The 25,648-nt window shown below is 64.1% G+C and carries 23 protein-coding genes; 10 read left to right on the top strand and 13 right to left on the bottom strand.

Annotated elements, in window-relative coordinates:
- The first annotated feature begins 2 nt into the window (after positions 1–2).
- Genes HGO38_RS11815 through HGO38_RS11805 form a run of 3 tightly spaced genes read left to right on the top strand, consistent with a single transcriptional unit; the run spans position 3 to position 3,543 of the window.
- The gene (locus tag HGO38_RS11815) at positions 3–1,463 is read left to right on the top strand and encodes an enolase-like domain-containing protein (RefSeq protein WP_250956088.1); all 1,461 of its coding nucleotides are present in this window, start codon (positions 3–5) and stop codon (positions 1,461–1,463) included.
- On the top strand, positions 1,433–2,257 hold the full coding sequence (locus tag HGO38_RS11810; protein ID WP_250956087.1) for a sugar phosphate isomerase/epimerase family protein: 825 nt from the start codon (positions 1,433–1,435) through the stop codon (positions 2,255–2,257). Before HGO38_RS11815 ends, HGO38_RS11810 begins: the two co-directional genes overlap by 31 nt.
- A gap of 26 nt (positions 2,258–2,283) precedes the next feature.
- Positions 2,284–3,543, top strand: coding sequence for a Gfo/Idh/MocA family oxidoreductase (locus tag HGO38_RS11805; RefSeq protein WP_250956086.1), 1,260 nt, complete (start codon positions 2,284–2,286; stop codon positions 3,541–3,543).
- A 25-nt stretch (positions 3,544–3,568) separates the two neighbouring features.
- Here HGO38_RS11805 and HGO38_RS11800 read toward each other — a convergent pair whose 3' ends face one another.
- On the bottom strand, positions 3,569–4,489 hold the full coding sequence (locus tag HGO38_RS11800; RefSeq protein WP_250956085.1) for a homocysteine S-methyltransferase family protein: 921 nt from the start codon (positions 4,487–4,489) through the stop codon (positions 3,569–3,571).
- A 223-nt stretch (positions 4,490–4,712) separates the two neighbouring features.
- Positions 4,713–6,533, bottom strand: coding sequence for a methyl-accepting chemotaxis protein (locus HGO38_RS11795; RefSeq protein WP_250956084.1), 1,821 nt, complete (start codon positions 6,531–6,533; stop codon positions 4,713–4,715).
- Positions 6,534–6,896: 363 nt separating this feature from the next.
- Here HGO38_RS11795 and HGO38_RS11790 point away from each other — a divergent pair, with 363 nt between their 5' ends.
- Positions 6,897–7,970: an NAD(P)-dependent alcohol dehydrogenase gene (locus HGO38_RS11790; protein WP_250956083.1), complete on the top strand. Its 1,074-nt coding sequence runs from the start codon at positions 6,897–6,899 to the stop codon at positions 7,968–7,970.
- A gap of 50 nt (positions 7,971–8,020) precedes the next feature.
- Here the strand turns inward: HGO38_RS11790 and HGO38_RS11785 are convergent, their stop codons facing one another.
- Entirely contained in the window at positions 8,021–8,860 is an 840-nt protein-coding gene (locus HGO38_RS11785) for a helix-turn-helix domain-containing protein (protein WP_250956082.1), read from the bottom strand.
- 212 nt (positions 8,861–9,072) lie between these two features.
- On the opposite strand from HGO38_RS11785, the gene HGO38_RS11780 reads away from it, so the two are divergent.
- Together HGO38_RS11780 and HGO38_RS11775 are read left to right on the top strand one after the other, a co-directional pair.
- A complete protein-coding gene (locus HGO38_RS11780) occupies positions 9,073–10,098 on the top strand; it encodes a fatty acid desaturase (RefSeq protein ID WP_250956081.1) in 1,026 nt (341 codons plus the stop codon).
- Complete coding sequence (locus HGO38_RS11775) at positions 10,095–10,862, top strand: phosphate/phosphite/phosphonate ABC transporter substrate-binding protein (RefSeq protein ID WP_250956080.1); 768 nt, start codon at positions 10,095–10,097, stop codon at positions 10,860–10,862. The genes HGO38_RS11780 and HGO38_RS11775 overlap by 4 nt, the downstream gene beginning before the upstream one ends.
- Here HGO38_RS11775 and HGO38_RS11770 read toward each other — a convergent pair whose 3' ends face one another.
- Positions 10,863–12,377, bottom strand: coding sequence for an HAL/PAL/TAL family ammonia-lyase (locus HGO38_RS11770; RefSeq protein WP_250956079.1), 1,515 nt, complete (start codon positions 12,375–12,377; stop codon positions 10,863–10,865).
- A gap of 215 nt (positions 12,378–12,592) precedes the next feature.
- On the opposite strand from HGO38_RS11770, the gene HGO38_RS11765 reads away from it, so the two are divergent.
- The 4 genes from HGO38_RS11765 (at position 12,593) to scpB (ending at position 16,552) form a co-directional block, all read left to right on the top strand.
- Positions 12,593–13,750 carry an iron-containing alcohol dehydrogenase gene (locus tag HGO38_RS11765; RefSeq protein ID WP_250956078.1) on the top strand — a complete coding sequence of 386 codons (1,158 nt, stop codon included), beginning with the start codon at positions 12,593–12,595 and terminating at the stop codon, positions 13,748–13,750.
- A gap of 63 nt (positions 13,751–13,813) precedes the next feature.
- Complete coding sequence (locus HGO38_RS11760; protein ID WP_250956077.1) at positions 13,814–14,824, top strand: Gfo/Idh/MocA family protein; 1,011 nt, start codon at positions 13,814–13,816, stop codon at positions 14,822–14,824.
- A gap of 100 nt (positions 14,825–14,924) precedes the next feature.
- Positions 14,925–15,878 (top strand): DUF1403 family protein, encoded by a 954-nt coding sequence (locus HGO38_RS11755; RefSeq protein ID WP_250956287.1) that lies wholly within the window; start codon positions 14,925–14,927, stop codon positions 15,876–15,878.
- Positions 15,879–15,880: 2 nt separating this feature from the next.
- Positions 15,881–16,552 (top strand): SMC-Scp complex subunit ScpB, encoded by a 672-nt coding sequence (scpB, locus tag HGO38_RS11750; protein ID WP_250956076.1) that lies wholly within the window; start codon positions 15,881–15,883, stop codon positions 16,550–16,552.
- 51 nt (positions 16,553–16,603) lie between these two features.
- On the opposite strand, the gene HGO38_RS11745 is transcribed toward scpB, so the two are convergent.
- The 9 genes from HGO38_RS11745 to HGO38_RS11705 form a co-directional block, all read right to left on the bottom strand.
- Entirely contained in the window at positions 16,604–17,671 is a 1,068-nt protein-coding gene (locus HGO38_RS11745) for an ABC transporter ATP-binding protein (RefSeq protein ID WP_250956075.1), read from the bottom strand.
- 11 nt (positions 17,672–17,682) lie between these two features.
- Positions 17,683–18,516 (bottom strand): carbohydrate ABC transporter permease, encoded by an 834-nt coding sequence (locus HGO38_RS11740; RefSeq protein WP_250956074.1) that lies wholly within the window; start codon positions 18,514–18,516, stop codon positions 17,683–17,685.
- Positions 18,517–18,520: 4 nt separating this feature from the next.
- Positions 18,521–19,444: a carbohydrate ABC transporter permease gene (locus HGO38_RS11735; RefSeq protein WP_250956073.1), complete on the bottom strand. Its 924-nt coding sequence runs from the start codon at positions 19,442–19,444 to the stop codon at positions 18,521–18,523.
- Positions 19,445–19,519: 75 nt separating this feature from the next.
- Entirely contained in the window at positions 19,520–20,776 is a 1,257-nt protein-coding gene (locus tag HGO38_RS11730) for an ABC transporter substrate-binding protein (protein ID WP_250956072.1), read from the bottom strand.
- Positions 20,777–20,817: 41 nt separating this feature from the next.
- Positions 20,818–21,990: a PLP-dependent transferase gene (locus HGO38_RS11725; protein WP_250956071.1), complete on the bottom strand. Its 1,173-nt coding sequence runs from the start codon at positions 21,988–21,990 to the stop codon at positions 20,818–20,820.
- Positions 21,987–22,709 (bottom strand): FadR/GntR family transcriptional regulator, encoded by a 723-nt coding sequence (locus tag HGO38_RS11720; RefSeq protein ID WP_250956070.1) that lies wholly within the window; start codon positions 22,707–22,709, stop codon positions 21,987–21,989. The genes HGO38_RS11725 and HGO38_RS11720 overlap by 4 nt, the downstream gene beginning before the upstream one ends.
- A gap of 255 nt (positions 22,710–22,964) precedes the next feature.
- On the bottom strand, positions 22,965–23,744 hold the full coding sequence (gene phnX / locus HGO38_RS11715; RefSeq protein WP_250956069.1) for a phosphonoacetaldehyde hydrolase: 780 nt from the start codon (positions 23,742–23,744) through the stop codon (positions 22,965–22,967).
- Entirely contained in the window at positions 23,741–24,871 is a 1,131-nt protein-coding gene (locus HGO38_RS11710; protein ID WP_250956068.1) for a TIGR03364 family FAD-dependent oxidoreductase, read from the bottom strand. The genes phnX and HGO38_RS11710 overlap by 4 nt, the downstream gene beginning before the upstream one ends.
- On the bottom strand, positions 24,871–25,620 hold the full coding sequence (locus HGO38_RS11705; RefSeq protein ID WP_250956067.1) for an SDR family NAD(P)-dependent oxidoreductase: 750 nt from the start codon (positions 25,618–25,620) through the stop codon (positions 24,871–24,873). The genes HGO38_RS11710 and HGO38_RS11705 overlap by 1 nt, the downstream gene beginning before the upstream one ends.
- Positions 25,621–25,648: the final 28 nt, after the last annotated feature.

Genomic DNA, 25,648 nt, shown 5'->3' with positions numbered 1-25,648 from the left:
CGATGGACAATGCCCCGGTAATCCGACTGGTCGAGACGGATCTCTTCGAACGGCAGGTCCGCCTTCGCCTGCCGTTCCGCTTCGGCGCGGCGACCCTGCGCGAGGCCAGACAGGCCTTCGTGCGGGTGCGCATCGAAGACGCCAGCGGCCGCTCGGCGATCGGCATGGCGGCCGAGTTGATGGTGCCGAAATGGTTCGACAAGTCGCCTGATCTGTCCAACCTCGACAATGACGACCAGTTGCGCCGCGCGCTTAGGCTGGCGGCGGATGCGCTGACGTCGGCCGGTTCCGGTTCTGCCTTCCGGCTGCACGCAAGCGTCGAAGCAGAGCACCACGCCCGCGCTGCGGCGGAGGGCCTGAATGGCCTGATCGCCTCGTTCGGTCTGGCGCTGCTTGACCGCGCCATTCTCGATGGGCTTTGCCGCCTGCAGGGCGTGACAGTCATCAAGGCCGTGCAGAGCAGTCTTGCCGGCCTCGACCTGTCGACAACGCCCGATCTCGACGGTTTCGACCTGCCGGCCTTCCTGCAAACGCTGAAACCCGCGCGCAGCATTGCGGCGCGGCACACGGTCGGGCTCGTTGACGCTATTGTAGGCAGCGAGATCGCGTCGGCTGACCGGCTGAATGACGGGCTGCCGGAAAGCCTGGAAGAGGCGATCGACACCTATGGCCACACCTATTTCAAGATCAAGGTATCCGGCGATATCGATGCCGATCTCGATCGGCTGTGCCGGATCGCAGCGCTGCTCGATGCCCGCGTTCCCGACTATGCCCTGACGCTGGACGGCAACGAACAATTCGCCTCCGCCGAAGCGGTCGAGGCTCTGCTGGCCCGCATCAGTGAAGAGCCACATCTAAATCGCTTTGCCAGCGCCATCCTGTTCATCGAGCAGCCGATTGCCCGCGCCCATGCCTTTGACAGACCGGTGACCTCGCTTGGCCGTTTCAAGCCGATCGAGATCGACGAGTCCGATGCCGATATCGAGGCTTTCGCCACGGCGCGTCGGCTCGGCTATACCGGTATCTCCTCGAAATCCTGCAAGGGCTTTTATCGCTCGCTGCTCAATCGCGCCCGAATGGCAAAATGGCAGGCCGAAGACGGTCGCGCCTATTTCATGTCGGCCGAGGATCTGACGACGCAGGGCGGGCTGGGCGTCCAGCAGGATCTGGCGCTCGCGGCGCTGATCGGCATGCACCATGTCGAGCGCAACGGCCACCACTATGTTGACGGCATGGCGGGAGCGCCGTCGGGCGAACAGGCCGGCTTCATCCAAGCCCATGCCGATCTTTATTCATCCGTCGACGGCCGCGCCCGCCTGAGAATAGAAAACGGACGGATCGCCATCGGCTCGGTGATCGACGCAGTCGGGCTCGGATCGTCTGTTATGCCCGATTGGGACTCGATGGAAACCATGCCGTCAGGGAGGACAGAATGGCACTCGAAAATCTCTCGATCAATCTAGCCACGACACGCGGCAGCTGGGGCTTTGCCGAAGCGGTCGACGGCTGCCTTGAGCGCGGCATCACCGCCATTTCGCCATGGCGCGACCAGGTGCAGGCGATCGGCCTCGAAGAAGCCGCGCGCATCGTGCATTCCAACGGCTTGCGCGTCACCGGCCTGTGCCGCGGCGGCATGTTTCCCGCCGAGACAGCGGAAGGTCGAAAGGCCGCCATCGACGACAACCGCCGCGCCATCGACGAGGCGGCAGCGCTTGGCGCCGATTGCCTGGTCTTCGTGGTCGGCGGTCTGCCGCAGGGCTCGCGCGACATTGACGGCGCAAGGCAGATGGTGCGGGACGGTTTCGAGGCGATCCTGCCCTATGCGCGCTCCTCCAAAGTGCCACTTGCCATCGAGCCGCTGCATCCGATGTATGCCGCCGACCGCTCCTGCGTGAACACGCTGAAGCAGGCGCTGGATCTGGCGGACGTGCTGGGGCCTGAGGTCGGAGTGGCGATCGACGCCTATCATGTCTGGTGGGATCCCGATCTCGCCGAGCAGATCGCCCGTGCCGGCCGCGACAACCGGATCTTTGCCCATCATATCTGCGACTGGCTGGTGCCGACGCGCGACCTGCTGCTTGATCGCGGCATGATGGGGGATGGCATCATCGACCTGCCGGCCTTCCGCCGCATGATCGAGGCGGCCGGCTTTCATGGGCCGCAGGAAGTGGAAATCTTTTCGGCCGAGAACTGGTGGAAGAAGCCGGGCTCGGTGGTTCTGGATACGGTGATCGAGCGCTTCGCAACGGTGTGTTGAGCGGATCGATCGGGAGGAGGACGAGGATGAAGACGAAAACACGCTTTGCGCTGGTCGGCACGGGCCATCGCGGCTCGACGATGTGGGGCCGCGATCTGGTCGAGCGCTGGGGTGAGCATGTCGAACTGATCGCGGTCTGCGATCTGAATGCCCTGCGGGCCGAGCGTTCCAGCGCCCATATGGGTGTGTCGGTGCCGATCTATACGGATTTCGACGAGTTGCTGCGGGTCGAGCGCCCGGATCTCGTCATCGTCTGTACCCGCGACAACACCCATGACGACCTGATCGTCAAGGCCATGGAGGCCGGTGCCAATGTCATCAGCGAAAAGCCGATGACGACGACGGCAGAGAAGATCAAGCGAATCCTCGATGCCGAGAAACGCACCGGCAAGCGCCTCGACGTGTCGTTCAACTATCGCTTCGCGCCGACGGCCGCCAAAATCAAGGAACTGCTCAATTCCGGCGTGATCGGCGATGTGACCTCGGTCGATTTCCACTGGTATCTGAACACCAGCCATGGCGCCGACTATTTCCGCCGCTGGCACGCCTTCGCGGAAAATTCCGGCAGCCTGTTCGTGCACAAGGCGACCCATCACTTCGACCTGCTCAACTGGTATCTCGATTCGGATCCGCAGACCGTCTCGGCCTTTGCCGACCTCAAGCATTACGGCCGCAAGGGACCGTTCCGCGGCACACGGTGTCGCACCTGTCCGCACAAGCACCAATGCGACTATTTCTTCGACATCAGTAAGGAGCCGCTGCTCGAAAGCCTCTATGAGGCGCCGTCGGAGGTCGATGGTTATGTGCGCGACGCCTGCGTGTTTCGCGAGGAGATCGACATTCCCGACACGATGGTGACGGCGATCCACTACAAGAACGGCGTCGACGTGTCCTATTCGCTGAACACCTATATGCCGATCGAAGGCCACCACATCGCCTTCAACGGCCACAAGGGGCGGATCGAATTGCGGCAATATGAAAAGCAGCCCTGGACCGAGCCGCCGGCCGACGAAATCGTGCTGATGAAGAATTTCGGCGATGTCGAGCGCATCTGGGTGCCGCATTCCTCCGGAGGCCATTACGGCGGCGACGACCGGTTGCGCAATATGCTGCTGAAGCCGGGGCTCAACGACGAGCTGCGGCAGCGGGCCGGCGCGCGGGCCGGCGCCATGTCGGTTCTGTGTGGTATCGCGGCCCTGCAAAGCAGCAGAACCGGCGTGCCGGTATCGATCGCCGAGGTCTGGGGTGACGACAATGGCCTGAACCTGCTCGACGGCCGGCCCTGATCGGTCGGCCCCAAGCTGCGGCAGTTCAAGCCTGAGGCGATGCCCGGAGCTGTTCGGCCAGCCGGTGGATATGCCGGGCGCCGATGCCGCAGCAGCCGCCGACCAGCGTGGCGCCGTTTTCCACCCAGTCGCAGGCGAAGGACGAGTAGCGGTCGGCTGTCAGGTCGTCGCGGGTGCCGTGCAGCGTCTCGTTGGCGCCGCCATCGTCGCTGTCGGTCTCGAAGGCATTGGCATAGACGCCGATCTCCAGGGATGAGCCGAGGTCGCTCAGCACCGCAGCGGCGGTCTTTACGGCGTTGGCCATGACCTCGGGTCGGCTGCAGTTGAACAGAAGGGCGGCAGCGCCGGATCCCGCGGCCCAGCGGGCCGCATCGGCGACGGTCTCGCCGGAGCGCAGGCGCGGCGTGTCGGAGGCCAGCGCCGCATTGTCATCGGCCAGGGTGAAGGAGATCCAGAACGGTTTGCCAGTTGGCTCGACGGCCGTGCGTACGGCCTCGCCTTCGGCAATCAGGCTGAGCGTTTCGCCAAGCCAGACATCGATATAGGGTAAAAGCTCCGTCACCAGAACGCTCAGGTAGACCTGGACGCGGGAGGGATCGAAGCGCTGCGGTTCGTAGGAGCCGAAGATCGGTGGCAGCGAGCCGGCCACGAGAACCTGGCGGTCGGGATAGGCGTCGGCCGCCTGGCGGGCGAGCCTGCCGGACAAGGCGGCCAGCGCCGGGCCCTGTGTCTGGAAGCGCTCTTCGCCGATGTGGAAGGGCACGAGCGCATAGCTGTTGGTGGTGATGACGTTTGCCCCGGCCTCGATGAAATCGGCATGGACCTGGTAGACGATCTGTGGCGTTTCGAGCAGCGCCAGAGCCGACCATTCCGGCTGTCTTAACTCTGCCCCAAGCCGGATCAGTTCCCGGCTCATGCCGCCATCCAGAATACGCACCCTGCTCATGCCGCAATCACTCCCGTTCGAAAAATCACCTGCCGCGTCCGGCAGATTTGAAAATTACGTCTACGGGCATTGCATACAGCGAGCGGCGCGCCGCGTCGATGCGGCCCCTTGGCCAGAATTGGCAAATGACAATAGGGACGACGAAAACCTGGCGCTTGAAGTCGCACAAGGCGGCCGGCGGGGAGGCCCGCGCGGTCGCCTTGTCGAGGATGGCGGTCGCGTCTCAGGCGGCGCGCCGTCCGATCTGTCGCTGCGTCGATGGCGACAGGCGGAAATTCTGGAGCAGTGCCTTCAGCTGGTTGCTTTCCTCCGTCAGGGTCTGGCTCGCCGCATTGGTCTCCTCGACCATGGCAGCGTTCCGCTGGGTCATCTGGTCCATCTGGTTGACGGCCGTATTGACTTCGGCAAGGCCGACGGCCTGTTCCTTCGAGGAGGTTGCGATGGAGACCACCTGATCATTGACGCGGTTTACCAGGGTCTCGATCTCGGTCAGGGCCTCTCCGGTCGAGCGGACCAGTGACACGCCGGTTTCGACCTCGGCGGTGGAATTGCCGATCAGCCCCTTGATCTCTTTGGCGGCCTTGGCCGAACGCTGGGCCAGTTCTCGGACTTCCTGCGCCACGACCGCAAAGCCGCGACCGGCTTCTCCGGCCCGCGCCGCCTCGACGCCGGCGTTCAGCGCCAGCAGGTTGGTCTGGAAGGCAATCTCGTCAATCACGCCGATGATCTGGCCGATGCGGTTGGAGGCGTCCTCGATGCGGCTCATGGCCGAGACCGCGTCGCGCACGATGGCGCCCGACTTGCCGGCGCTCTGCTTGGTTTCGCTGACCATGCGGCTTGCTTCGGCCGCCCGTTCAGACGCGCTGCGGACCGTTGCGGTGATCTCGTCAAGGGCGGCGGCGGTCTCTTCGAGCGAGGCTGCCTGCTGTTCGGTGCGCTGGGAGAGATTGTTGGCGGCCTCGGCAATCCCGCCAGCGCTGCCATGCACGATGTCGGTGGAATGGCTGATGGCATTGATGACATCGTTGAGGGCTTCGACGGCGCGGTTGAAGTCATCGCGCAGCTTGCCGTATTCCGGCGAAATCTCGCCGATCGAGGCTGTCAGATCGCCATTGGCAAGACGCTCCAGGGCCATGCCGACCGTCTGCATCGCATCGGCCTGGGTCTGGCTGATGGTGCGCTGGCGATGCTCGGTGCTGCGGCGTTCCTCTTCGAGCCGCTGCTGCTGGTCGCTCTCGCGTTTGCGCAAGTCGATGCGCTCGCGCACGGAATCGCGCAGGATCGAGACGACGCCGGCCATCTCGCCGATCTCGTCCTTGCGGTCCGTCTCAGGGACCTCGTCAGTGACATTCTCTTGCGAAATGGCCCGCATGACGGCCTTGAGGCGATGGATTGGCCCGACGACGCTGCGCACGATGGCAAAGGCGGCAGCGACGATCAGCAATGTGCCGACCAGCACGATGGCGGCGGTTTCCATGGCATTGCGGCGGAACAGGGCGGCCAGGTCGTCGGCGTAGACGCCGGTCCCGACCACCCAGCCCCAGGGTTCGAAGCCGGCGACATGGGAATATTTGAGAACCGGCTCTTCAAAGCCCGGCTTCGGCCAGAGATAATCGACGAAACCTTCCCGGGTCGGGCTGGCCTGAACGGCCTTCACAAATTCCTGGAAGATGAACTTGCCGGTCGGGTCCTTCATGCCGGACTGGTCCGTGCCATCAAGTGCCGGCTTGATCGGATGCATGATGATGCCGCTCTTCATGTCGTTGATCCAGAAATAGCCGCTGTCCTCATAACGCAGCGCCCGCACCGCATCCTTGGCGCGGGTCTGGGCCTCGTCGCGGGTCAGCGCGCCGGAAGTTTCCAGCCCATAATAGAATTTGAACAGAGTGATCATGCTCTGGTCCATGGCGCTCAATTTCGCCTTGCGCTCGGCGACCATGGCGCCCTGAAAATGATTGAGCGTATAGACAAGTGTCGCGGAAAAAATCACCAATGCCAATCCGACCAGCATGTAAAGTCTGAGGGATATCTTGAGTGTTTTCATCTGTCTGCTCCAGCAACGATAGGTGAATTGCCAATAAAGCTGGCTGTAATGTGTTAAATTCAAATAAAGAGAGATCTAATTGGCGGCCAGGAGCACTGGTTTTTGCGCGAGAAGGTTGAATCGCGTGGCTGTTTGTGTGCGTCGGTCGCAACCTTGTTCTGCAAGTAAAGTATATCTAAATAAGCTATAACTAAATAGTAGTTCTGTTTCTTTTCTTGATGATTGCCAAGCTGGGCGCGATCACGACGCCGCCTCCCGCTTAACGCTTTGACCTCCGTCAACGCAGATGTCGCAGAGATGCGCTAGCGTCCACGCGGCGAAAGAGGGTTCCGTGAGGGTTCCCGGTCAGGAGGAGATGTGATCATGCCGAAAATGAGAGCCGCGATCTTTGTTGAAAACGGGCGTATCGTGCTCGATGACAAGCCAATCCCGGATGTCGGTCCACTCGACGCTTTGATGCGGGTGACGACCACGACGATCTGTGGAACCGATGTTCATATCCTGAAAGGCGAATATCCGGTCGCCAAGGGTTTGACGATCGGCCATGAGCCGGTCGGCGTCATCGAAAAGCTAGGGTCTTCGGTTTCGGGCTATCGCGAAGGCCAGCGGGTCATCGCCGGCGCGATCACGCCGAGCGGGCATAGCTATGCCTGCCTGTGCGGCTGCGGCTCGCAGGATGGCGTCGGTACCAAGCACGGTTTCAAGGCGATGGGCGGCTGGAAGTTCGGCAACACGATCGATGGATGCCAGGCCGATTACGTGCTGGTCAAGGATGCCATGGCCAATCTCAGCCCCATTCCGGAAGGGCTCAGCGACGAGCAGGTGCTGATGTGCCCCGATATCATGTCGACCGGCTTTTCCGGCGCCGAGAGCGGCGGCGTAAAGATCGGCGATACGGTCGTGGTCTTTGCGCTCGGGCCGATCGGCCTCTGCGCAGTGGCCGGTGCCAAGCTGATGGGCGCCACCACGATCATCGGCGTCGACACGGTGCCGGCCCGTCTGGCCGTGGCGCGGCAATTGGGTGCCGATCATGTGATCGACTTCAAGGCCGGCGATCCGGTCGAGCAGATCATGGCGCTGACCGACGGACGCGGTGTCGATGTGGCGATCGAGGCGCTGGGAACGCAAGGCACGTTCGAATCCGCCCTCAAGGTCCTGCGGCCCGGCGGCACCCTGTCGAGCCTCGGCGTCTATTCCAGCGATCTCAGAATTCCGCTCGGCGCCTTTGCGGCGGGCCTCGGAGATCTGAAGATCGTCACCACGCTTTGCCCAGGCGGCAAGGAGCGCATGCGCCGGCTGATGGATGTGGTCAGTTCCGGCCGCGCCGATCTGGGGCCGCTGGTCACCCATCGCTTCAAGCTCGACCAGATCGAGGAGGCCTATGACCTGTTCTCCCATCAGCGCGACGGCGTGCTGAAGGTGGCGATCACGCCTTGATCGGCAATCACGACAGCTGCGTCGCAAGACCTGCGGCGCAGCCCCAAGTCTCACGGAACCGGCAGGCCGTCGACGAAATCGGCGGCCTCGTGGGCGTGGATTCGGGTGGCGCGGATCAGTCCCTCGAAATGCCGCTGCATCTTGAGGATGGCATCGGCATTGTTGAGCACCAGATACATGCCGCCGACGAAGAGCGCGGCCCGCTTCGATCCGAAGATCGTGTAGGGCACGGAAAATTTCTCCCGCTCGTCGAACAGGAACAGCCGGAACGACGGATAGAGCTCGCGGATCAGCGCTGCCATATAGCGTAGCTGCTGGGCGCGTGTTGCGGCACTCAAGCCCGCCCACATCCCCTCGCCATTGGCAAAGGCTTCCAGCGTCTGCTTCGGCATGCAGACTTCCATGTCGGTGCCGGGCTGGCGGTTGTAATCGAGCCGAAAGACGGTCTCGTTGGCCTGGCCGGCGACGCTCTGGTGGGTGCCGGTCGCCTCGTAGGCGATGATATCCGGCGTGCGCAGCAGGTCGGGGATGCGGGCCGGCACATAGCGGATTTTTGATCCGGCCGCCTCGGCATGCCATTTCATCAAGAGCGTCGTGTTGTCCTCGCCATCGGGCCGCTCCTCAAGTTCGACGCTCGGATGCAGTTCGCCCATCAATCCCTGGTCCTGCGACAGGCCCATCAGCCAGTCGAGTGACACGGAATGCCGCTCGGCAATGTTGAGCAGCGTCTCGACCCGCGGCAGCCGCGCCGCCTTGTCGGCCAGCAATTGCGACAGCGCCGACCGGTCGATGCCGATCTGCCGGGCAAACGCCGACTGGTTCTCGCCGCTACGGTCCAGCAGCTGCATCAGGCGTTCGCGAAACAGATCCGCAAGCAGGCGCTTATCCATTGGAGTCTCATATGTTGACTATAGTCACAACATTGCTTGAATGCGTCTCAAAATCAACACATGGTCATCACTGTCGCGTTGCTGGCGATCAGGGGAGGTGAGAGCATCACGTCAAGACCAGCATGCGAATCAGAGATGGCCAGGTGGATGGCCCGGCGTCGCAATGGGCAGCTGGTCGAGTGATATCAGCATGGCAGGAGCTTTCCCCTCGCATGACGACCGAAATGACCTCCGGCAAGAGCGCGACCTCGCGTCGAAAGCGCCACCGTCTTTTCCCCATCGAATGGCCCACCTTTTTCCTGCTGATCGCCTGCCATCTGCTCTGGCTGGGGGCCGGTTTCTTCGTCTACGCCGCCGTGCCGCTTGTAGGCCTTTTGCTGATGGGCGTGGCGGTGGCGCTGCATTCGTCGCTGCAGCATGAGGTCCTGCATGGGCACCCGACCCGCAGTGCCGTGGTCAACGAGGCGCTGGTCTTCCTGCCGATCGGTCTTTTTTATCCCTATCGCAGCTACAAGCACAGTCATCTGCAGCACCATGCCGACGAGCGCCTGACGGATCCCTATGACGATCCGGAAAGCTATTACCGAGCGATGGGCGACTGGCAGCGCCTGCCGTCTCTGCTGAAGCGCCTGCTGGCCTTCAACAATACGCTGATCGGTCGCGTGCTGATCGGCCCGGCGCTGATGGTGGTCGGCTTCACGGTGAGCGAATGGAAACGCATTGCCCGCCGCGACGACAAGGTGATCTTCGCCTGGCTGCTGCATGCGGCAGGCCTTCTGCCGGTCGGTCTGGTCATCGAACTTGGCTTCGGCATTCCCCTCTGGCTTTATGCCGTGACCTCGGCCTATCTGGGCGTGGCGCTGATTGCCGTGCGGTCGTTCTGCGAGCACCAATGGGCGGAGCGGGCCGACGGCCGCACCATCATCGTGGAGAAATCGATCCTGGCACCGCTGTTTCTCTACAACAACCTGCATCTGGTGCATCACAAGCTGCCAACGGCCGCCTGGTATCGCCTGCCGGCGCTCTACAAGGAACGCCGCGCCGAATGGCTGGCGCTCAACGACCACTATGTCTTTGCGTCCTATCTCGATGTCATCAAAGCCTATGCGTTTCGCGCCAAGGAACCGGTCGTGCATCCGGTCCTGCGCCGTGACGATAGGGTGCTGATCGCGCAGGGCGCCGAACCGGCCTTCGATCTCGGCGAACCTGCCATGCTGGCTACCGAGACCGCGCCATGACGCTGGTGGCCGCCCTGCCGATGTATGACTGGCCGGAACTGCGCGGCGAGACCGATCAGCGCTGGGCTGACATGCGCGATGATTTTCGCAGGCGCGGTATCGATGCGCCGCAAAGCCTTGCAAGGCGCAATGCCGATCTGCCGCCGGTGCCGGGTGGCATCCGCGATGCCTTCGGCGCCGTGATCGCCGCCGATCCGGCCAGCCTGCCTGCCGGTGAATTCGATCTGCGCACCTTGTGGCTGCATCCGGATCTGTTGGTCTCTGAAACCTGCTGGGGGCCGATGACGCTGTTTCTCGAACCGCATGTCACGGTGATCGGCCAGAGCCGCTATGATGGCATCACCGGCGGGCAGGGCGAGTTCTATTCGAGCGTGATCGTTGCGCGAAAGGCCGATGGCGGGTCGCCGGTGCAGGCCCCGGCCGATGGCGCGGCGGTGCTTCCCCTTGCCGACCTGCGTGGTCGGCGGCTGGCGTTCAACGAAACGCGATCGCTGTCCGGTTACCTGGCGCTGCAGGCCGATCTGGGCGCCCTGGGAGAAGGGCTTTCGCTGTTTTCCGAAACGGTCGAGACCGGCAGCCACCGCGCTTCGGTTCTGGCGGTGGCCGATGGCTCGGCCGATGTCGCGGCGATCGACTGCAAATCCTGGGCGCTGGCGCAGCGTTTCGATGCCGCGGCTGGCGAGCTGCAGGTCATCGGCTGGACAGCGCGTCGCAAGGGGCTGCCTCTGGTCCAGGCCCGGCGGCTTGATCTGTCCGCCGGCTGATCAGAAGCCCGCCGCCACCATGATATCATCAACCGTCGTCGCCCCGAGAAAATCGGCCGCGGCTTCGATATCCTCGCCGAGCGGCCGATCGTCGGCATAGATCACGATCCTCTGGCGCAGCGCATCGAACAGGGCGCGCGTGCGCGGTGCTGCCTGATCTTTCAATCCGCCGATGTCGTAGCTCTGGCAGGCGGCCAGCAGTTCGATGGCCAGGATGCGGCGCAGATTGGCGAGGATATCGAGGGCCTTTAGGGCGGCCGGCGTGGCGTGGCAAAGCATATCCTCCTGCAGGCCGGAGGTGATGCCGCCGTCGAGGCTCGCCGGTGCCGCCAGCCGCCGGTTTTCGCCGACCAGCGAGACCGCTGTATATTGGGCGATCATGAAGCCCGAGGCGACGCCGCTGTCTTCGGCCAGAAAGGCCGGCAGTCCGCTCACCAGCGGATTGACCATGCGGTCGATGCGGCGCTCGGACATGGCGCCGAGTTCTGCCATGGCGACGGCCAGTTGATCCATGGCAAGTCCCATCGATGCGCCGACGGCATGGGCCTGCGAATAGACCTCAGGGGCCTCCGGCGTGCCCATGACGATCGGATTGTCGGTCACCGAGGACAGCTCGCGATCGACGACCAATGACACACTTTCGACGCCGTCGTGAACGGCGCCGTGCACATGAGGAATGCTGCGCAGGCTCAAGGCATCCTGCACACGCCGGCCGGCAGATTCGACAAGGATATCAGACCCCTGCAGCAAGCTGTTCATGCGCTCGGCGACCCGGAGAAGGCCGGGGGCGGTGCGCACCGCCATCGCTTCCGGCGCGATCGCCCGCAATTGGCAACGCTGCGTCTCGAAGGTCATAGCGGCAATCGCATCGGCCCAGTCGAGCAGCTGCCGGGTCTGGATGAGGGCCAGGCTCGCAAGCCCGCTCACGCAGGGCGTGCCGTTGACCAGGCAAAGCCCCTCCTTGGCCTCCAGCGCCAGCGGCTCCAGACCGAGGCGCGCCAGGGCGTCGCGCGCCGGCAGCCGTTCGCCGCCGATCCGGATAAAGCCATGGCCGATCAGCACCAGATGGACATGGGCGATATGGCTGAGATAACCGACCGAACCCTGACGGGGGACTTCCGGCGTAAAGCCGACGTCGAGCAGCGCCAGCAGATACCGGATGATCACCGGCCGCAGGCCGGAATAGCCATGGGCGAAATTGTTGATCGCCGCCACCATGATGGCGCGGGACTCGACGATGGAGAGCGGCGCGCCGACGCCGACGGCATGGCTCATCAGGATATTGCGCGACAGGGCCGCCTGTTGCTCGCGGGTGACCGCGACATCCGAAAGCGCGCCGACCCCGGTGGTGATGCCATAGCCGCGCATGTTGCGATCGACGATCGACTGGACTATGGCGTGCGCCGCCTCGATCCGCGACCAGGCGTTGGCAGAAAGCTCAAGGCTTGCCTTGCCGGTGGCAATCGCGGCGACATCCGGCCATGAAAGCGGGGCGTCCAGACGGATCGTGGCCATGTGTCAAACCCTTGTGTTGTGAAAGCATCTAGGCGGGATTGGCCCGAGATGTAGCACGGCCGGCCGCCGGTTTTCCATTCCGGGAACGACATCGGACAGAATTTGCACAGTGTTCTCGGCTGAACCTGCCGCTCGTCCCGTCGAAATCTCCTTGTCCTCTTATGCCGCGATCACCATTATCGCCGCGACGGATGGAGCTTCCGGGAGGGAAAATCATGAGCGTGTTCACATTTGCTACAGTGCCGACCATCATCGCCGGACCCGGATCGATTGCGCGGCTCGGTGATGCGGCGGGTGCCCGGCTTGGTGCCCGCGTCGCTGTCATCTCGGATGACGGGCTGGTGCGGGCGGGCCTCGTGGAACCGGCCCTTGCAGCACTTCGGGCCGGTGGGGCCGAGGTGTCGCTCTATACCGGCGTGGTTGCCGATCCGCCGGAGGCGATCGTTGAGGCAGCGGTGGCGCAGGCCAGGGCCTTTGGCGCAACGGGCGTGCTGGGCATCGGCGGCGGCTCGTCGCTCGATGTCGCCAAGTTGGTGGCTCTGCTTTGTCGAAGCGAGGAGCAATTGGCCGATATCTATGGTGTGGGCAAGGTGCAGGGACAGCGTCTGCCGCTGGTTCTGGTGCCGACCACGGCCGGGACGGGATCCGAAGTGACGCCGATTGCCATCATTACCACCGGCGAGCACGAAAAGAAGGGCGTGGTCTCACCGGTCCTGTTGCCCGATATCGCCCTGCTTGATGCGGCGCTGACGCTGGGCCTGCCGCCGGCTGTCACGGCGGCAACCGGGATCGATGCCATGGTGCATGCCATCGAAGCCTTCACCTCGGCAAGTCCGAACAACAATCCCGTGTCGCGTTCGCTGGCCAAGGAAGCCCTGCGGCTGCTCGGCGCCCATATCGAAACGGCCGTCCTGCAAGGCACGGACCTTGAGGCGCGACAGGCGATGCTGATCGGCTCGATGCTGGCGGGCCAGGCCTTTGCCAACGCGCCGGTTGCCGCCGTGCACGCGCTCGCCTATCCGATCGGCGGCCGCTATCATGTTCCGCACGGCCTTTCCAACAGCCTCGTCCTGCCGCATGTCCTGCGCTTCAACGCACCGGCCTGCAGTGCGGCCTATGCCGAACTGGCGCCTTGTCTCTTTGCGCATCTGGGCGGCAGCACGCCTGAGCAGCGCCTGACAGGCTTCATCGACGGCCTTTCGGCGCTTCCTGGTCGCCTGAACCTGCCGCAACGCCTGCGCGATGTCGGCATCCCCCGGGACAAACTCTCCCTGCTGGCCGACGATGCGATGGAGCAGACGCGGCTGCTGGTCAACAATCCGCGACCGGTCAGCAGGGCCGACGCTCTGGCGATCTATGAGGCCGCCTGGTAGACGCCCGGCTTGGTGCCCTCTGGCGCCTTCTCGATATCATCTGCAATCAGCAAGGAAGACGGCATGCTGCGCTGGGGACTGCTCGGGACGAGCTTCATATCGGAGACCATGGCGGCGGCGATTGCCTCCAGCCACGGATCGGTGATCACTGCCGTGTCCGGCCGCGCGCCCGATCGCCTGGCAGACTTTGCGGCACGTCACGGCATTGCCAAAGCCTATGGCGACCAGGATGCGCTGCTGGCCGACCCGCAGGTCGACGTCGTCTATGTCGGCCTGCCCAACAGTCTGCATCATGACGCTGTGATCCGCGCGGCGGCGCGCGGCAAGGCGGTGGTGTCGGAAAAATCGCTGACCACGACCATGGCGGAGGCCGCGGCCCTGGCCGACGCTGTGCGCGCCGGCAATGTCTTTTTCATGGAAGGGCTGATGTATCTGAACCATCCGCTGATCGCCGAGCTGGGCGCGACCCTGCGCTCCGGGCGGCTGGGCCGCTTACGCGCCGTCAACGGCTTTTATGCCGCCGATATCTGGAAGCTGGTCAATCCGCAGGGCGGCGGCACGCTCTTCAATCTCGGCTGTTATCCGGCATCGCTGCTGCATTATGTGGTGCAGACGGCCTGCGGTCCGCAGGCGTTTCGCGAGAGGACCAGCAGCGGCTTCGGCAATGTCTCGCCCCATGACGGCAATCTCTGCGACGCGGTGCTGTCGGTGCGCTTTGCCAATGGCGTCCTGGCGACATTGCAGTCGACCGACAGCTACGGCATGTCCCATGGCTTCACCGTTTATGGCGAGCGCGGCCAGTTGCGGTTCGTCACCAATCCCTGGCTGCCGACCCCGCAGGAGAACGTGATCGAGATCCTGGAGTATGGCCATGCGCCGGAAGAGATCCGGGTGTCGTCGGGCTATGATGCCTTCCAGCACCAGGTCTTCGTGGTCGAACGCTGCCTGCGGGAAGGCCGGGTCGAGGCGCCGCGGCCGTCGCCACAGCTGGCCGATTCGCTGGAGATCATGGAATTGCTGACCGAATGGCAGGCCCATTGCCTGGCCGGCGCGGGAATCGCCGCGGCGGGATAGTCAGTCGGGGCTGACCATCTTCGTCATTAGCAGGGGATGAGCCGTGCGGTTTGACGGCGCCACCATGGCGACAAGCGCCCGCCCGGTCTATGGTTGCGACATGAGTCCAAGGCCGATTCCCTCTGCAGACCGTCGTTATGCCCCTCCGGTGGTCCCGGCCTGGGCAGTGCCGCGGGGCGTGGTCCTTGACGCAGAGGAGGCAGCGTTCCTCGCCGGTTCCGCCTTGAATTCGCTCGACGGTCTCGTTCGGGCCCAGCCGGATTGGGGTGGCGCCTGGCGCCAGCGGCTGGCGCTGAAGGCCGCGATTTCGGCAGTGCGACTGGCCGGGCGCAGCGAGGACGAGGCGGCCCTTCGCGATGTCTGGCTGCTCCGCAGCGCCGGCGACGATCCAGGCCCGGCCGGCAGCATCCTGTCGGCATGGCGTCGGCTCGCCTCGCGTGGCACCGTGGTCGATGCCGCGGCTTTGCAGGAGACCGCCGAGCTTTTTGGCATCCGCTGGAGCGACGACCTCATTGTGTTGCCGGAGCGTCTTGATGACATTGCCCGATCGGCCATCGGTGCACCCTTTGCCGCCGCGGAGATTGCGGCTGCGGTCCATGGTCTGAGACCGGACGCCGAATTGTTGGGCTGGTGGCTGGCGGATCTTGGCCTGGCAAGGGCCCTGCGCTGGCCGGTCGCCGTGCCGCTGCTGATGGCGCAACGACAGATCTCCGCCTTTCGCACCGAGGGCGGCCGCGGGCGTATTCGCCCCGGCGAGGACAACTTCCGCCGCGCCGTCTGCCTGGCCTTGGCGCAGGCGGCAACCGAGGCCTGCCGGCTGGCCGGCGACATGGCGCGCCGCGCCGATCGTCTATCTGCTGTCACGCCGAAACTGCGGGCCAAGGGCGCCGGCGAGGCGATCCGGCTGCTGTTGGAGGACGACGCGGTCTCCGGCTCGCTGCAGACCGCGAAACTGTCGCGCTGGGCTTCACGCCGGCTGTTCGACCGGCTGGTGGAGTTCGACGCGGTGCGCGAACTGTCCGGTCGCTCGACCTTTCGTCTGTACGGGTTGTAGCGATGGCGCGCCGGGCACAGCAAATAAAGACCGTGGTCGACACCGAGCTTTCCGATCTGCCGCCGGAGCTGCGCTGGCGCGAGTGGATGGCCAGGGTCGAGGCGGTGATTTTTGCCTCGGCGACGCCGGTCAGCCGCGAGACGCTGGCGCGCATCGTCGGGCGCGACTGCAATATCGACCTGATCATCGACGACATCGGCGAGGAGTTGCGCTCCAGGCCCTATGAACTCGTGGCAGTGGCCGGCGGCTGGCAGCATCGCACCAAAAGCGCCTATGCCAATGTCATCCGCGCCTCCGGGGCGCCCACGGCGCCGACCGCCGGCATCACCCAGCACGAAGCGACCGTCCTGATGGCGGTGGCCTATATGCAGCCGGTGACCCGGTCTGATCTGACAAAAATCTTCGGCAAGGAGGTCAGCCGCGACACGATTGCCAGCCTGCGCGACGGCGGCTTCTTGACCTCCGGGCCGCGCAGCCCGACGCCGGGCGCACCCTATACCTATGTGACGACCCCGCATTTTCTCTCGACCTTCGGCTTCGACACGCTGCGCGACCTGCCGGATATCGAAATGCTGGAGGATGCCGGCCTGCTCAACCGTCAGATGCCAGCCGAGTCGGGCGGCGATGTCGACGCCTCGGATGCAGACATGGACGAGCTGGACGACGACAACTGAGCGGCGCGCAGGCAGGACCCGTTCGGTGCTATCGACAAGGCCGGCGATGGTCTACTCGACGCGGCGGCCTGCTTCGTCGAACAGATGGAGATGGCTGACCGGGAAATCGACGCGGATGGTCGGCCCGGCTTTCAAGACGTCGCGGTCCAGCGTGAAGACCTTGAACGGCAATCCATGCACTTTGAGGTGCAGGATGATGCCGAAGCCGGTCGGCTCGATCAACTCGACCTCGGCCGCCGTCTTGCCCGCATCGCTGATGACGACATGCTCCGGACGGATGCCGAGCGTGGCGGTGGAACCGGATTCGAAGCCGGCCAGGATTGGGGCCGGGATCATCGTGCCGTCGACAAGGCGAATGTCAGCCTGGTCGCCGCTGACCAGATAGCGGCCCTCGAAAAAATTCATGCCCGGCGAGCCGATGAAGCCGGCGACGAAAAGATTGGCTGGGCGGTCGTAGAGATCGAGCGGGGTTCCGACCTGCTGCACCACGCCGCCATGCATGGCGACGATGCGGTCGGCAAGCGTCATGGCCTCGATCTGGTCGTGGGTGACATAGATCGACGTCGCGCCGAGATCGGCATGCAGCTTCTTGATTTCGGCGCGCATCTGTTCGCGCAGCCGGGCGTCGAGATTGGAGAGCGGCTCGTCGAACAGGAAGGCCTTCGGCTGGCGGACGATGGCGCGGCCCATGGCGACACGCTGGCGCTGTCCGCCGGAGAGCGCCTTCGGGCGGCGCTCCAGCAGCGGCTCCAGGCCAAGCTTTCCGGCAGCCGCGGCGACGATGCTGGCGATCTTGTCCTTGGCCGTCCGGCGCAGGCGGAGGCTGTAGCTCATGTTGTTGGCGACGCTCATATGCGGATAGAGCGCGTAGGACTGGAAGACCATGGCGATGTCGCGGTCTTTCGGCTTCAGCTCGTTGACGCGCCGGCCGGCGATGCGGATCTCGCCGGAGGTCACCTCCTCGAGGCCGGCGATCATGCGCAGCAAAGTCGACTTGCCGCAGCCGGACGGCCCGACGAGCACGATGAATTCGCCATCGCCGATGGTGAGATCGACGCCATGCAGAACGGGGAAATGGCCGTAGCTCTTGCGGATGCCTGAAATATCGATGGAAGCCATGGGAAACCCTTTCAGCCTTTGACCGCGCCGGCCGTCAGGCCCTGCACGAGGTAGCGCTGGATCGCGAGGAAGAACAGGCAGGCGGGGATGAGCGCCATGACACCGGCTGCCATCATCTGCCCGAAATCGACGGAAAATTTTGACACGAAAGAGAGGAGACCGACCGGGAAGGTGGCCGCGTCGTTGCCGGAGATCAGCATCAGGGCAAACAGCAACTCGCTCCACGCCGCCGTGAAGACGAAGCCGAGCGTTGCAGCGATGCCCGGCAGCGTCAGCGGCAGGATGATCTGCCGGAAGGCGATGAACTGTGTCGCGCCGTCGATCATCGCCGCTTCTTCCAGGTCCTTCGGAATGCCGTCGAAGAAGGACTGCATCAGGAAGGTGGCGAACGGCACGTTGAAGGCCGAATAGACGATGACCAGGCCGGTCAGGCTGTTGGTGAGGCCGAGCGGCGACAGGATCTTGAAGATCGGCGCCACCAGCATGACCAGCGGAAACATCTGGGTCAGCAGCATCAGTCCGACGATCCAGTATTTTGCCCGGAAGGAAAAGCGCGACAGCGCATAGCCCGACAGGGAGGCCAGCACCGTGACGATCACCGCCGTCGAGCCGGCGACGATCAGGCTGTTGCGGAAAAAGGTCGGGAAGGCGCTGTGGGCGATGACGAATTCGAAATGCTCGAAGGTGGTGCGCGACGGCCACATCCGCACGCCCTCGCTATAGAGCAGGTCGTTCGGCGTCACCGACACTTTCAGGAGCCAGAACAGCGGAAACAGCGCGACGACGACATAGGCGAGGATGGCCAGGCGATGGGCGCCGATCATCAGGATCTTGGTGGGCCGCATGGTCTCAATCCTTGTTCAGCAGCGTCTGACGCAGGAAGACGATCAGCATGGAATAGGCCAGCAGCAGCACCAGCAGCACCAGCGCGATCGCCGAGGCATAGCCGAAATCCAGCCGCTTGAAAGCCTGGGTGAAGATGTAGCTGGCGACGATCTGGGTGCGGTCGGCCGGTCCGCCATTGGTCATGACGATGATCAGGTCGGCAAAGTTGGAGACCCAGACGGTGCGCAGTAGCACGGTGATGGCAATCGTCGGCGCCAGGAAGGGCAGGGTGATCGACAGGAAGCGCTGCACCGGGCCGGCGCCGTCGATCGAGGCCGCCTCATAGAGGTCGCGCGGGATGGCCTGCAGGGCGGCCAACAGCGTGATCGCAAAGAACGGAATGCCCCACCAGACATTGGCGACGATCGGCCCCCACATGGCCAGGTGTGGATCGGACAGGATGTTGTTCGGCTGGTCGAGCAGGCCCAGGGCGTAGAGCCAATGGGGCAGCGGGCCGATCACCGGATTGAACAGCCAGGCCCAGTTGAGGCCGGCCAGGAAGCTTGGCACCGCCCAGGGCAGGAAGACCAGCGCCTGCACCAGGCCGCGGCCGCGAAACGGCTTGTCTAGAAGAAGAGCCAGGATCAGGCCGAAGACGAATTGCAGCAGCACCGAGGCGCCGGTCCACCACAACGTGTTCTTCAGCGCCCGGAAAAAGTCCTGGTCCTGGCCGAGCGCGCGGAAATGATCGAGGCCGATGAAACCGCCGGAAAAGGGATTGAGCAGCTGGATATCACGGAAGGCGTAGGAAATGCCGAGCACCAGCGGCACCAGCATGACGGCGACGATCAGGATCAGCGCCGGAGCGCTGTAGAGATAGGGCTCCGCGACATGGGCGAGCCGCTGCATCAGCGGCCGCCGGTCTTGGCGGTGGGTGGACGAGATCATCAGGCACGGTTCCGTTGCGGGCAATCACGATGGGACGTCTGCGGGCGGACCGACAAGGTCCGCCCGGCCAATGCCTTACTTGGCGAGGAATTTCTTCTGCGCCTTGGTCAGGTAGTCGGCCCACTGATTGGCAAGCTCCTCCGGCGTGATGTCGCCGAGCAGGGCCTGCTGCGAGGTCTTGATGACCAGCGAATCCTTGAAGAAGGCGAATTCTTCGAGATGCGTCGGCATGACGGTCGGGATGGCGTTCTTGTCGGAAAGCTCTTCGAACCAGCCCTTGAACTGCGCGCTGGCGTAGAACGGGTCTTTCTCGGCGGACTTCAGGGCCGGCAGGGCGCCGGTGCGCTTGTTCCAGGCGATATTGCCCTCCGGCCCTTCCAGGGTTTCGATCAGCTTCCAGGACAGGTCCTTGTTGGCGCTGGCCGCCATCATCGACCAGCCGGCATAGCCGATGGTCGGGAAGGTCTTGCCGTCCGGTCCCTTGGGCATGGTCATGACGCCGTAGTCTTCCGCCTTCATGCGCTCGGCGATGGCGATCAGGGCGTCGGGGTCCTGGTCGAGGAAGGCGCAGGTGCCGCTGTAGAAACCGGCGACGATTTCGTTGAAGCCCCAGTTGACGCTGTCTTTCGGCGCATAGCCGTTCTTGTAGAGGTCGATCAGCCAGGTCAGGCCCTTGACCCAGCCCTCGCTGTTCATGGTCGAGGTGCCGTCTTCCTCGAAGAACTTGTTGGAGCCGGCCATGGTGGCGCCGAACATCACCCAGCCGTTGAGGCCGCCCGGACCGCCGCGCAGGCAGTAGCCGTATTTGCCGGGCAGGGCGGAGACCTTCTTGGAGGCCTCGGCGAACGCCTCCAGCGTCTTCGGTGGCTCGGACACGCCGGCCTCGGCGAGCAGTTTCTTGTTGTAGAACATGGCGCGCAGGTAGAAGCCGTAAGGCAGCATATAGGCCGTGTCGTCGATATCGCGGCCAAGCTCCAGCGCCCGGTCGGACAGGTCGGAGGTCTTGTCCCATTTGGCCAGATACGGCTCAAGGTTTTCGAGCAGCTTGTTGTTGGCATAGAGCGACAGCCAGGTGTCGGGCATTTCCATCACGTCGGGGATTTCACCGGCCGAGACCATGGTGGCGAATTTCTGGAAGGCCTCGCCCCAGGGCAGCGAGATGATCTCCACCTTGGTGCCGGGATTGGCGGCCTCGAAGGTCGCGACGATCGATTTCAACGTCTCGGTCCGTTCCGGGCTGGTGATCACTTCGACAAGTTTCAAAGTCGTGTCGGCCAGTGCCGTTCCGGCCATCAGGGCGCTCATCAGCGCTGCAGTCAGAAGTCTTTTCATGCTATTCCCCCTCATTATTGTGTTGGGTTTCAATCAGAGCTTCAGGCTTGGGAAGCGGCCGATATCGCCGTTTCCAGATCACTCCACAGGGCCTCGGTTCCTTCGAGGCCGACATGGAGACGCACGGACCGCGCATGGATCCCGAAGGCATGCGCGGAATTGGGTTGGGCTTTCTGCTGCAGCACCACTTCGCCGGGCACGATCAGGCTCTCGTGCCCGCCCCAGCTGACGCCCAGCTTGAACAGCGTCAGCCGGTCGGCAAAGGCGCGGATGTCGATACCGTCGCGGAAGATGAACGAAAACAGGCCCGATGTGCCCGTCAGCCCCGGCGGCAGGTGATTGGCAAGGGCCGGATGATGGACGCGTTCGACGATATCGAGGGCCTGCAGACGCCGGGCGATGGTCATGGCAGAGGCTTCATGCGCCTTCATGCGGATCGGCAGCGTGCGCATGCCGCGGATCAGCAGCCAGGCGTCGAAGGGCGACAGCTTGCCGCCGAGATAGGGCTGCGCCTCGGCGCGGATGCGGTCGATCAGCTGTTTGGGGCCGGCCACGACGCCCGCCACCACATCGCTATGGCCGCCGAGATATTTCGAGGCGGAATGCAGCACAAGATCGACGCCCAGCGTCAGCGGCCGCTGGAAGACGGGGCTTGCCCAGCTGTTGTCGATGACGCTGATCACGCCATGCTGGCGGGCGAGCGCCGCCAGGGCGCCGACATCATGGGCCTCCATGACCCAGCTGGTCGGGCTTTCCATGTAGAACAGCTTGGCGCCGGGCAGCGCCTTGGCGACCGCATCCTCGTCGAGGCCGTCGACATAGGTCACCTCGACCCGCATGCGTTTCAGCAGGGTTCCAAACAGCCGGAAGGCATCGGGATAGACGTGCCGGACCGCGACGATACGGTCGCCGGGCTCGACGAAGGACAGCACGGTCGAGGAAATCGCCGCCATGCCGCTGGCAAAACCCAGTGCATCCTCGCCCCCCTCGAGCTTGGCCAGCATCTCCTCGAAGAAGCGGACCGTCGGGTTGAGGCCGCGCGAATAGACCGGACGGACCTTTTCGCCGCGATAGGTCTCGACCATTTCGTCATAGCTCGAAAAGGTGAACAGCGAGGTCTGCACGATGGGCGGCACGACGGCCTCGAAGGCATGGGCTTCGTCATGGGCAACCACGAGGGAGGCATAGTCGAACGGATCGGACCCGTTGATCATTTGGACATTTCCTTGATGTCTTCCTCGACGACGTCGAGGATCTTGAGCGTTTCGCGACGGGCCGCTTCGGTGTCCTGCGCGGCGATCGCGTTGAAGAGGGTGCGGTGATAGGGAAAGGAACGCCGGGCGAAATCCGGCCGGTTGAAAGGTTTTTCCCAGAACCGCTCGAAGGCCTCGCGCATCTGCTCCAGCAATTGTTTAAACAGCGGATTGTGCGTGGCATCGTAGATCGCCAGATGGAAGGCGAGGTCCTCCGGGCCCGACGTGCCCTTGGCCAGGTGAACCCGTTCCATCTCGTCGAGCTTCTGTTCGATCGTGGCAAGATCGGCCGGCGTGCGCCTGCGGGCGGCGACCATGCCGGCCTCACACTCGATGCCGCGCCGGACTTCGAGCGTCTGCAGCAAGGCCTCGCGCAGGCTGGCCGTCTCGAGCGACAGCGGCATGTGGATCGTTGCCGAGGTGATCGGCTTCAACAGATAGGTGCCGCTGCCCTTGCGGGTTTCCATGACACCGAGCGCCTGGAAATGCCGCATCACCTCGCGGATCGTCGAGCGGCCGACGCCCAGCGCTGCCATCAACTCGCGCTCCGCCGGCAGCCGCTCGCCGGCCCTCAGATTGGCCTGGTCGATATAGGCGGCCAGCGCTTCCGTCACCTGGCGCGCCCGGTCCATCGGCGGCAGCGGCGCGATCACCGGTCGGTCCTGCAACTGTGTCGCCATGGATGGGCCTTTGAAAATTGGTCTGACATCCTAGCATTTCTCAAACGCCGGCGCTCGTCAACCGGTCTGCGGTTTTCGCACAGCAGATTTCTCCGGAGCGCTATCGCTGCTCCGTTTCAGGCATGTCAGGCTTGAAATCGGGTGGTAAGTGCGGGGGATGGCCGCGCAATTCAACGCGCGTTCGGGCGAGCCAGTTCAGCATCACCCGAGAATGGGCCGGCGGTGACGCCGGATCACGCCCGCCGTATAGCTTTGTCAGGCGTCGAGCGTGTCGATCAGTTTCGGCAGATCGGCGACCGTCTCGATGACATAGGTGGCGCCGGCGGCTTTGAGTTTTGCACCGACGCGGGCATGCAGGGCCTGGCGTTCGGAGGGTGAGAGGTCTGCCAGTTGCTCGACCGTCAATCCCGCCTCGTTGCCCGACAGGGTCAGCCCGACGGTGATGCAGCCGGCGGCCACGCCTTCGGCTATGCCCGGTTCGGTATCGTCGACCTTGATCACGGCCGAGGCCGGATAGACCATCAGGTCGACGAAACATTTGTACATGCCGATCGGCGTCGGGCGGCCCAATGCCAGGTCGTCGGCGCAGATCAGGTTGTCGGCGACATAGCCCTGCTCGGCGGCCAGCGGCAGCACGCGCTCCATGATCGAGCGGGTATAGCCGGTGGTCGAGCCGATCTTGATGCCTTTGCCGCGCAGATAGGCGACCGCGTCCAGCGCGCCGGGGATCAGCGTGCAGTAATCCGTCACCACCTCTTCGTTGAGCGGCACGAACAGCGCATAGACCTTGTCGATCGCCGCTTCGCCCGGCATCTCGCCCTGCGCTTTCCGCCAGCGCTCGGCAATATGCGGCTCGGCCAGCATGGCGGCGATATGGGCGCGCTTCGGCAGGCCCATCGGCTTGCGGGCATCGCCGATCGTCACCGCGACGCCGAATTTGGCAAAGGTCTCGACAAAGGCGCCCATCGGCGCGAACGAACCGAAATCGATCATCGTGCCGGCCCAGTCGAAGACGACGGCCTTGAACTTGCTCATGCGAGCCTCCCATAGAGATCGTTGATGGTTTCCTCGCCGATGCCGAACGCCGTCGAGGCGCCGCAGCCGCTGGTGACGATGACGAGGCGCACGGCGTCGGACGGTCTGTCGGTGAGCCGCCAGCGGTCGGGTGCCGAGGCATAGGTGCCGATCCAGCGTTCCGTGATCATGCGGCCGGGCAGGTCGAGCACTCGGTCGAATTCGTCGAGGATCAGCGCATCGACATCTTCGTGGGCAAAGGGATCGGGCGTTGCAGCGTAATGATGGCTGTCGCCGACCACCAGCGAGCCATCGGCCGACTGGGTGACGATCAGGTGGATGCCGTTGGCGCGGTGCGCCGCCATCTCGGCATCGAGCCGGGCCTTCAAGGCGGCCGCCTCCGGCAGATCGGCATAGCCGAGATAACGGCCGAGGCCGAGATCGGACATCACGGCAGTGCGGAAGGTGACGGGCGAGGCCGGCTTGACGCGCAGCATCTGCAGCTTGCAGCGGGTCAGGCCATAGGCGGCGATCCGCTCGGCAAACAGGCCGGTATAGTCGTCGCCGGGGCAGAGGATCACGGTCTCCGCCTCGACCGGACCCTTCGACGTCTCGACCCGCGGGGCGTCCACGGCCGTGACAGTCGTCTGCCACAGGAAGGTGACGCCGTGCGTCTGTTGCAGATAGCGGGTCAGTAGCGGAATGGCGGTGCGGGATTCCACACGCAGTTCATGGGGGCTGTGCAGGGCGGCGATGGCGGCATCGGTGCGGATCGCCGGCACAAACTCTTGTGCCTTCGATGCGGTGATCCGCGTGCAGCCTTCGCCCATTTCGGTCTTGAGAAAAGCGTCGATGACATCTTGCGATTCCGGCAGGCGGGCGGCGACCACCAGTCCCTGCTGCAGCACCTCAATTCCGGCCTCTGCCACCGTTTCGGCCCACACAGTGCGGGCCCGCCGCGCCATGGTCCAGCAATCGCCGGCACCCTGGCCGGTGACCGTGACGAAGCCGAAATTGCGCACCGACGCGCCGTTGGCCTGGGCGTCGCGGTCGATGACTACGACGCGCTTGCCGCGTTTGGCGGCGGCAAAGGCATGGGCAAGGCCGATGATGCCGGCACCGACGACGGCCAGATCATAGACGGCCATCAGAGATCCTTGTGCACCTGGAATCCGGCCCAGGACTGGCTGACCGGCATGACTTCCAGGCTGTTGATGTTGATATGGGCCGGCTGGGTCGCCACCCAGTGAATGGTGTTGGCGATATCTTCCGGCTGCAGCGCATTGGCGCCCTTGTAGAGCCTGTCATAGGCTTCCTGGTCGCCGCCGGTGCGCACCAGCGTGAATTCGCTTTCGCAGAGGCCCGGCTCGATCGAGGTGACGCGCACCCCCTTGCCATGCAGGTCGGAGCGCAGGCCAAGCGAGAACTGGCGCAGGAAGGCTTTCGTGCCGCCATAGACATTGCCGCCGGGATAGGGCCAGTGGGCCGCCACCGATGACAGGTTGACGATCACGCCGCGTCGGGCAATCAGGCCCTCGAGCAGGTGATGGGTCAAGGTGACGAGGCCTGTCACATTGGTGTCGATCATCTGTTTCCAGTCCGACAGCTTGGTCTGCGGCGCAGCGGCGGTGCCGAGCGCCAGTCCGGCATTGTTGACCAGCACGTCGATCTCAGAAAACTCAGGCGGCAGGCCGGCAAGGGCTGTCAGCATCTCGCCCTCATCGGTAATATCGAAACAGGCCGGCTGGAATTTGACGCCGAATTCTGCGTTGAGCTTGGCGAGCCGGTCCATGCGTCGGCCGGTGCCGATCACCTGCCAGCCATCGGCGATGAACCGGCGGGCGGTGGCTTCGCCGAAACCCGACGTGGCTCCGGTGATGAAAATCGTTTTGCTCATGGACTGTCCCATTCCTGCTCTGTGCACT

It is taken from the genome of Rhizobium sp. CG5 (genome assembly GCF_023701945.1).
Lineage (GTDB): Bacteria > Pseudomonadota > Alphaproteobacteria > Rhizobiales > Rhizobiaceae > Allorhizobium.
Note: the sequence above shows the minus strand (reverse complement) of the source record. Positions and strands in the feature narration are given on the sequence as shown.

Bases quoted from the DNA above. Each gene is read 5' to 3' on its own strand.
- HGO38_RS11815 (WP_250956088.1), top strand. From the start codon at position 3: ATGGACAATGCCCCGGTAATCCGACTGGTCGAGACGGATCTCTTCGAA.
- HGO38_RS11810 (WP_250956087.1), top strand. From the start codon at position 1,433: ATGGCACTCGAAAATCTCTCGATCAATCTAGCCACGACACGCGGCAGC.
- HGO38_RS11805 (WP_250956086.1), top strand. From the start codon at position 2,284: ATGAAGACGAAAACACGCTTTGCGCTGGTCGGCACGGGCCATCGCGGC.
- HGO38_RS11800 (WP_250956085.1), bottom strand. From the start codon at position 4,489: ATGAGCAGGGTGCGTATTCTGGATGGCGGCATGAGCCGGGAACTGATC.
- HGO38_RS11795 (WP_250956084.1), bottom strand. From the start codon at position 6,533: ATGAAAACACTCAAGATATCCCTCAGACTTTACATGCTGGTCGGATTG.
- HGO38_RS11790 (WP_250956083.1), top strand. From the start codon at position 6,897: ATGCCGAAAATGAGAGCCGCGATCTTTGTTGAAAACGGGCGTATCGTG.
- HGO38_RS11785 (WP_250956082.1), bottom strand. From the start codon at position 8,860: ATGGATAAGCGCCTGCTTGCGGATCTGTTTCGCGAACGCCTGATGCAG.
- HGO38_RS11780 (WP_250956081.1), top strand. From the start codon at position 9,073: ATGACGACCGAAATGACCTCCGGCAAGAGCGCGACCTCGCGTCGAAAG.
- HGO38_RS11775 (WP_250956080.1), top strand. From the start codon at position 10,095: ATGACGCTGGTGGCCGCCCTGCCGATGTATGACTGGCCGGAACTGCGC.
- HGO38_RS11770 (WP_250956079.1), bottom strand. From the start codon at position 12,377: ATGGCCACGATCCGTCTGGACGCCCCGCTTTCATGGCCGGATGTCGCC.
- HGO38_RS11765 (WP_250956078.1), top strand. From the start codon at position 12,593: ATGAGCGTGTTCACATTTGCTACAGTGCCGACCATCATCGCCGGACCC.
- HGO38_RS11760 (WP_250956077.1), top strand. From the start codon at position 13,814: ATGCTGCGCTGGGGACTGCTCGGGACGAGCTTCATATCGGAGACCATG.
- HGO38_RS11755 (WP_250956287.1), top strand. From the start codon at position 14,925: ATGAGTCCAAGGCCGATTCCCTCTGCAGACCGTCGTTATGCCCCTCCG.
- scpB (WP_250956076.1), top strand. From the start codon at position 15,881: ATGGCGCGCCGGGCACAGCAAATAAAGACCGTGGTCGACACCGAGCTT.
- HGO38_RS11745 (WP_250956075.1), bottom strand. From the start codon at position 17,671: ATGGCTTCCATCGATATTTCAGGCATCCGCAAGAGCTACGGCCATTTC.
- HGO38_RS11740 (WP_250956074.1), bottom strand. From the start codon at position 18,516: ATGCGGCCCACCAAGATCCTGATGATCGGCGCCCATCGCCTGGCCATC.
- HGO38_RS11735 (WP_250956073.1), bottom strand. From the start codon at position 19,444: ATGATCTCGTCCACCCACCGCCAAGACCGGCGGCCGCTGATGCAGCGG.
- HGO38_RS11730 (WP_250956072.1), bottom strand. From the start codon at position 20,776: ATGAAAAGACTTCTGACTGCAGCGCTGATGAGCGCCCTGATGGCCGGA.
- HGO38_RS11725 (WP_250956071.1), bottom strand. From the start codon at position 21,990: ATGATCAACGGGTCCGATCCGTTCGACTATGCCTCCCTCGTGGTTGCC.
- HGO38_RS11720 (WP_250956070.1), bottom strand. From the start codon at position 22,709: ATGGCGACACAGTTGCAGGACCGACCGGTGATCGCGCCGCTGCCGCCG.
- phnX (WP_250956069.1), bottom strand. From the start codon at position 23,744: ATGAGCAAGTTCAAGGCCGTCGTCTTCGACTGGGCCGGCACGATGATC.
- HGO38_RS11710 (WP_250956068.1), bottom strand. From the start codon at position 24,871: ATGGCCGTCTATGATCTGGCCGTCGTCGGTGCCGGCATCATCGGCCTT.
- HGO38_RS11705 (WP_250956067.1), bottom strand. From the start codon at position 25,620: ATGAGCAAAACGATTTTCATCACCGGAGCCACGTCGGGTTTCGGCGAA.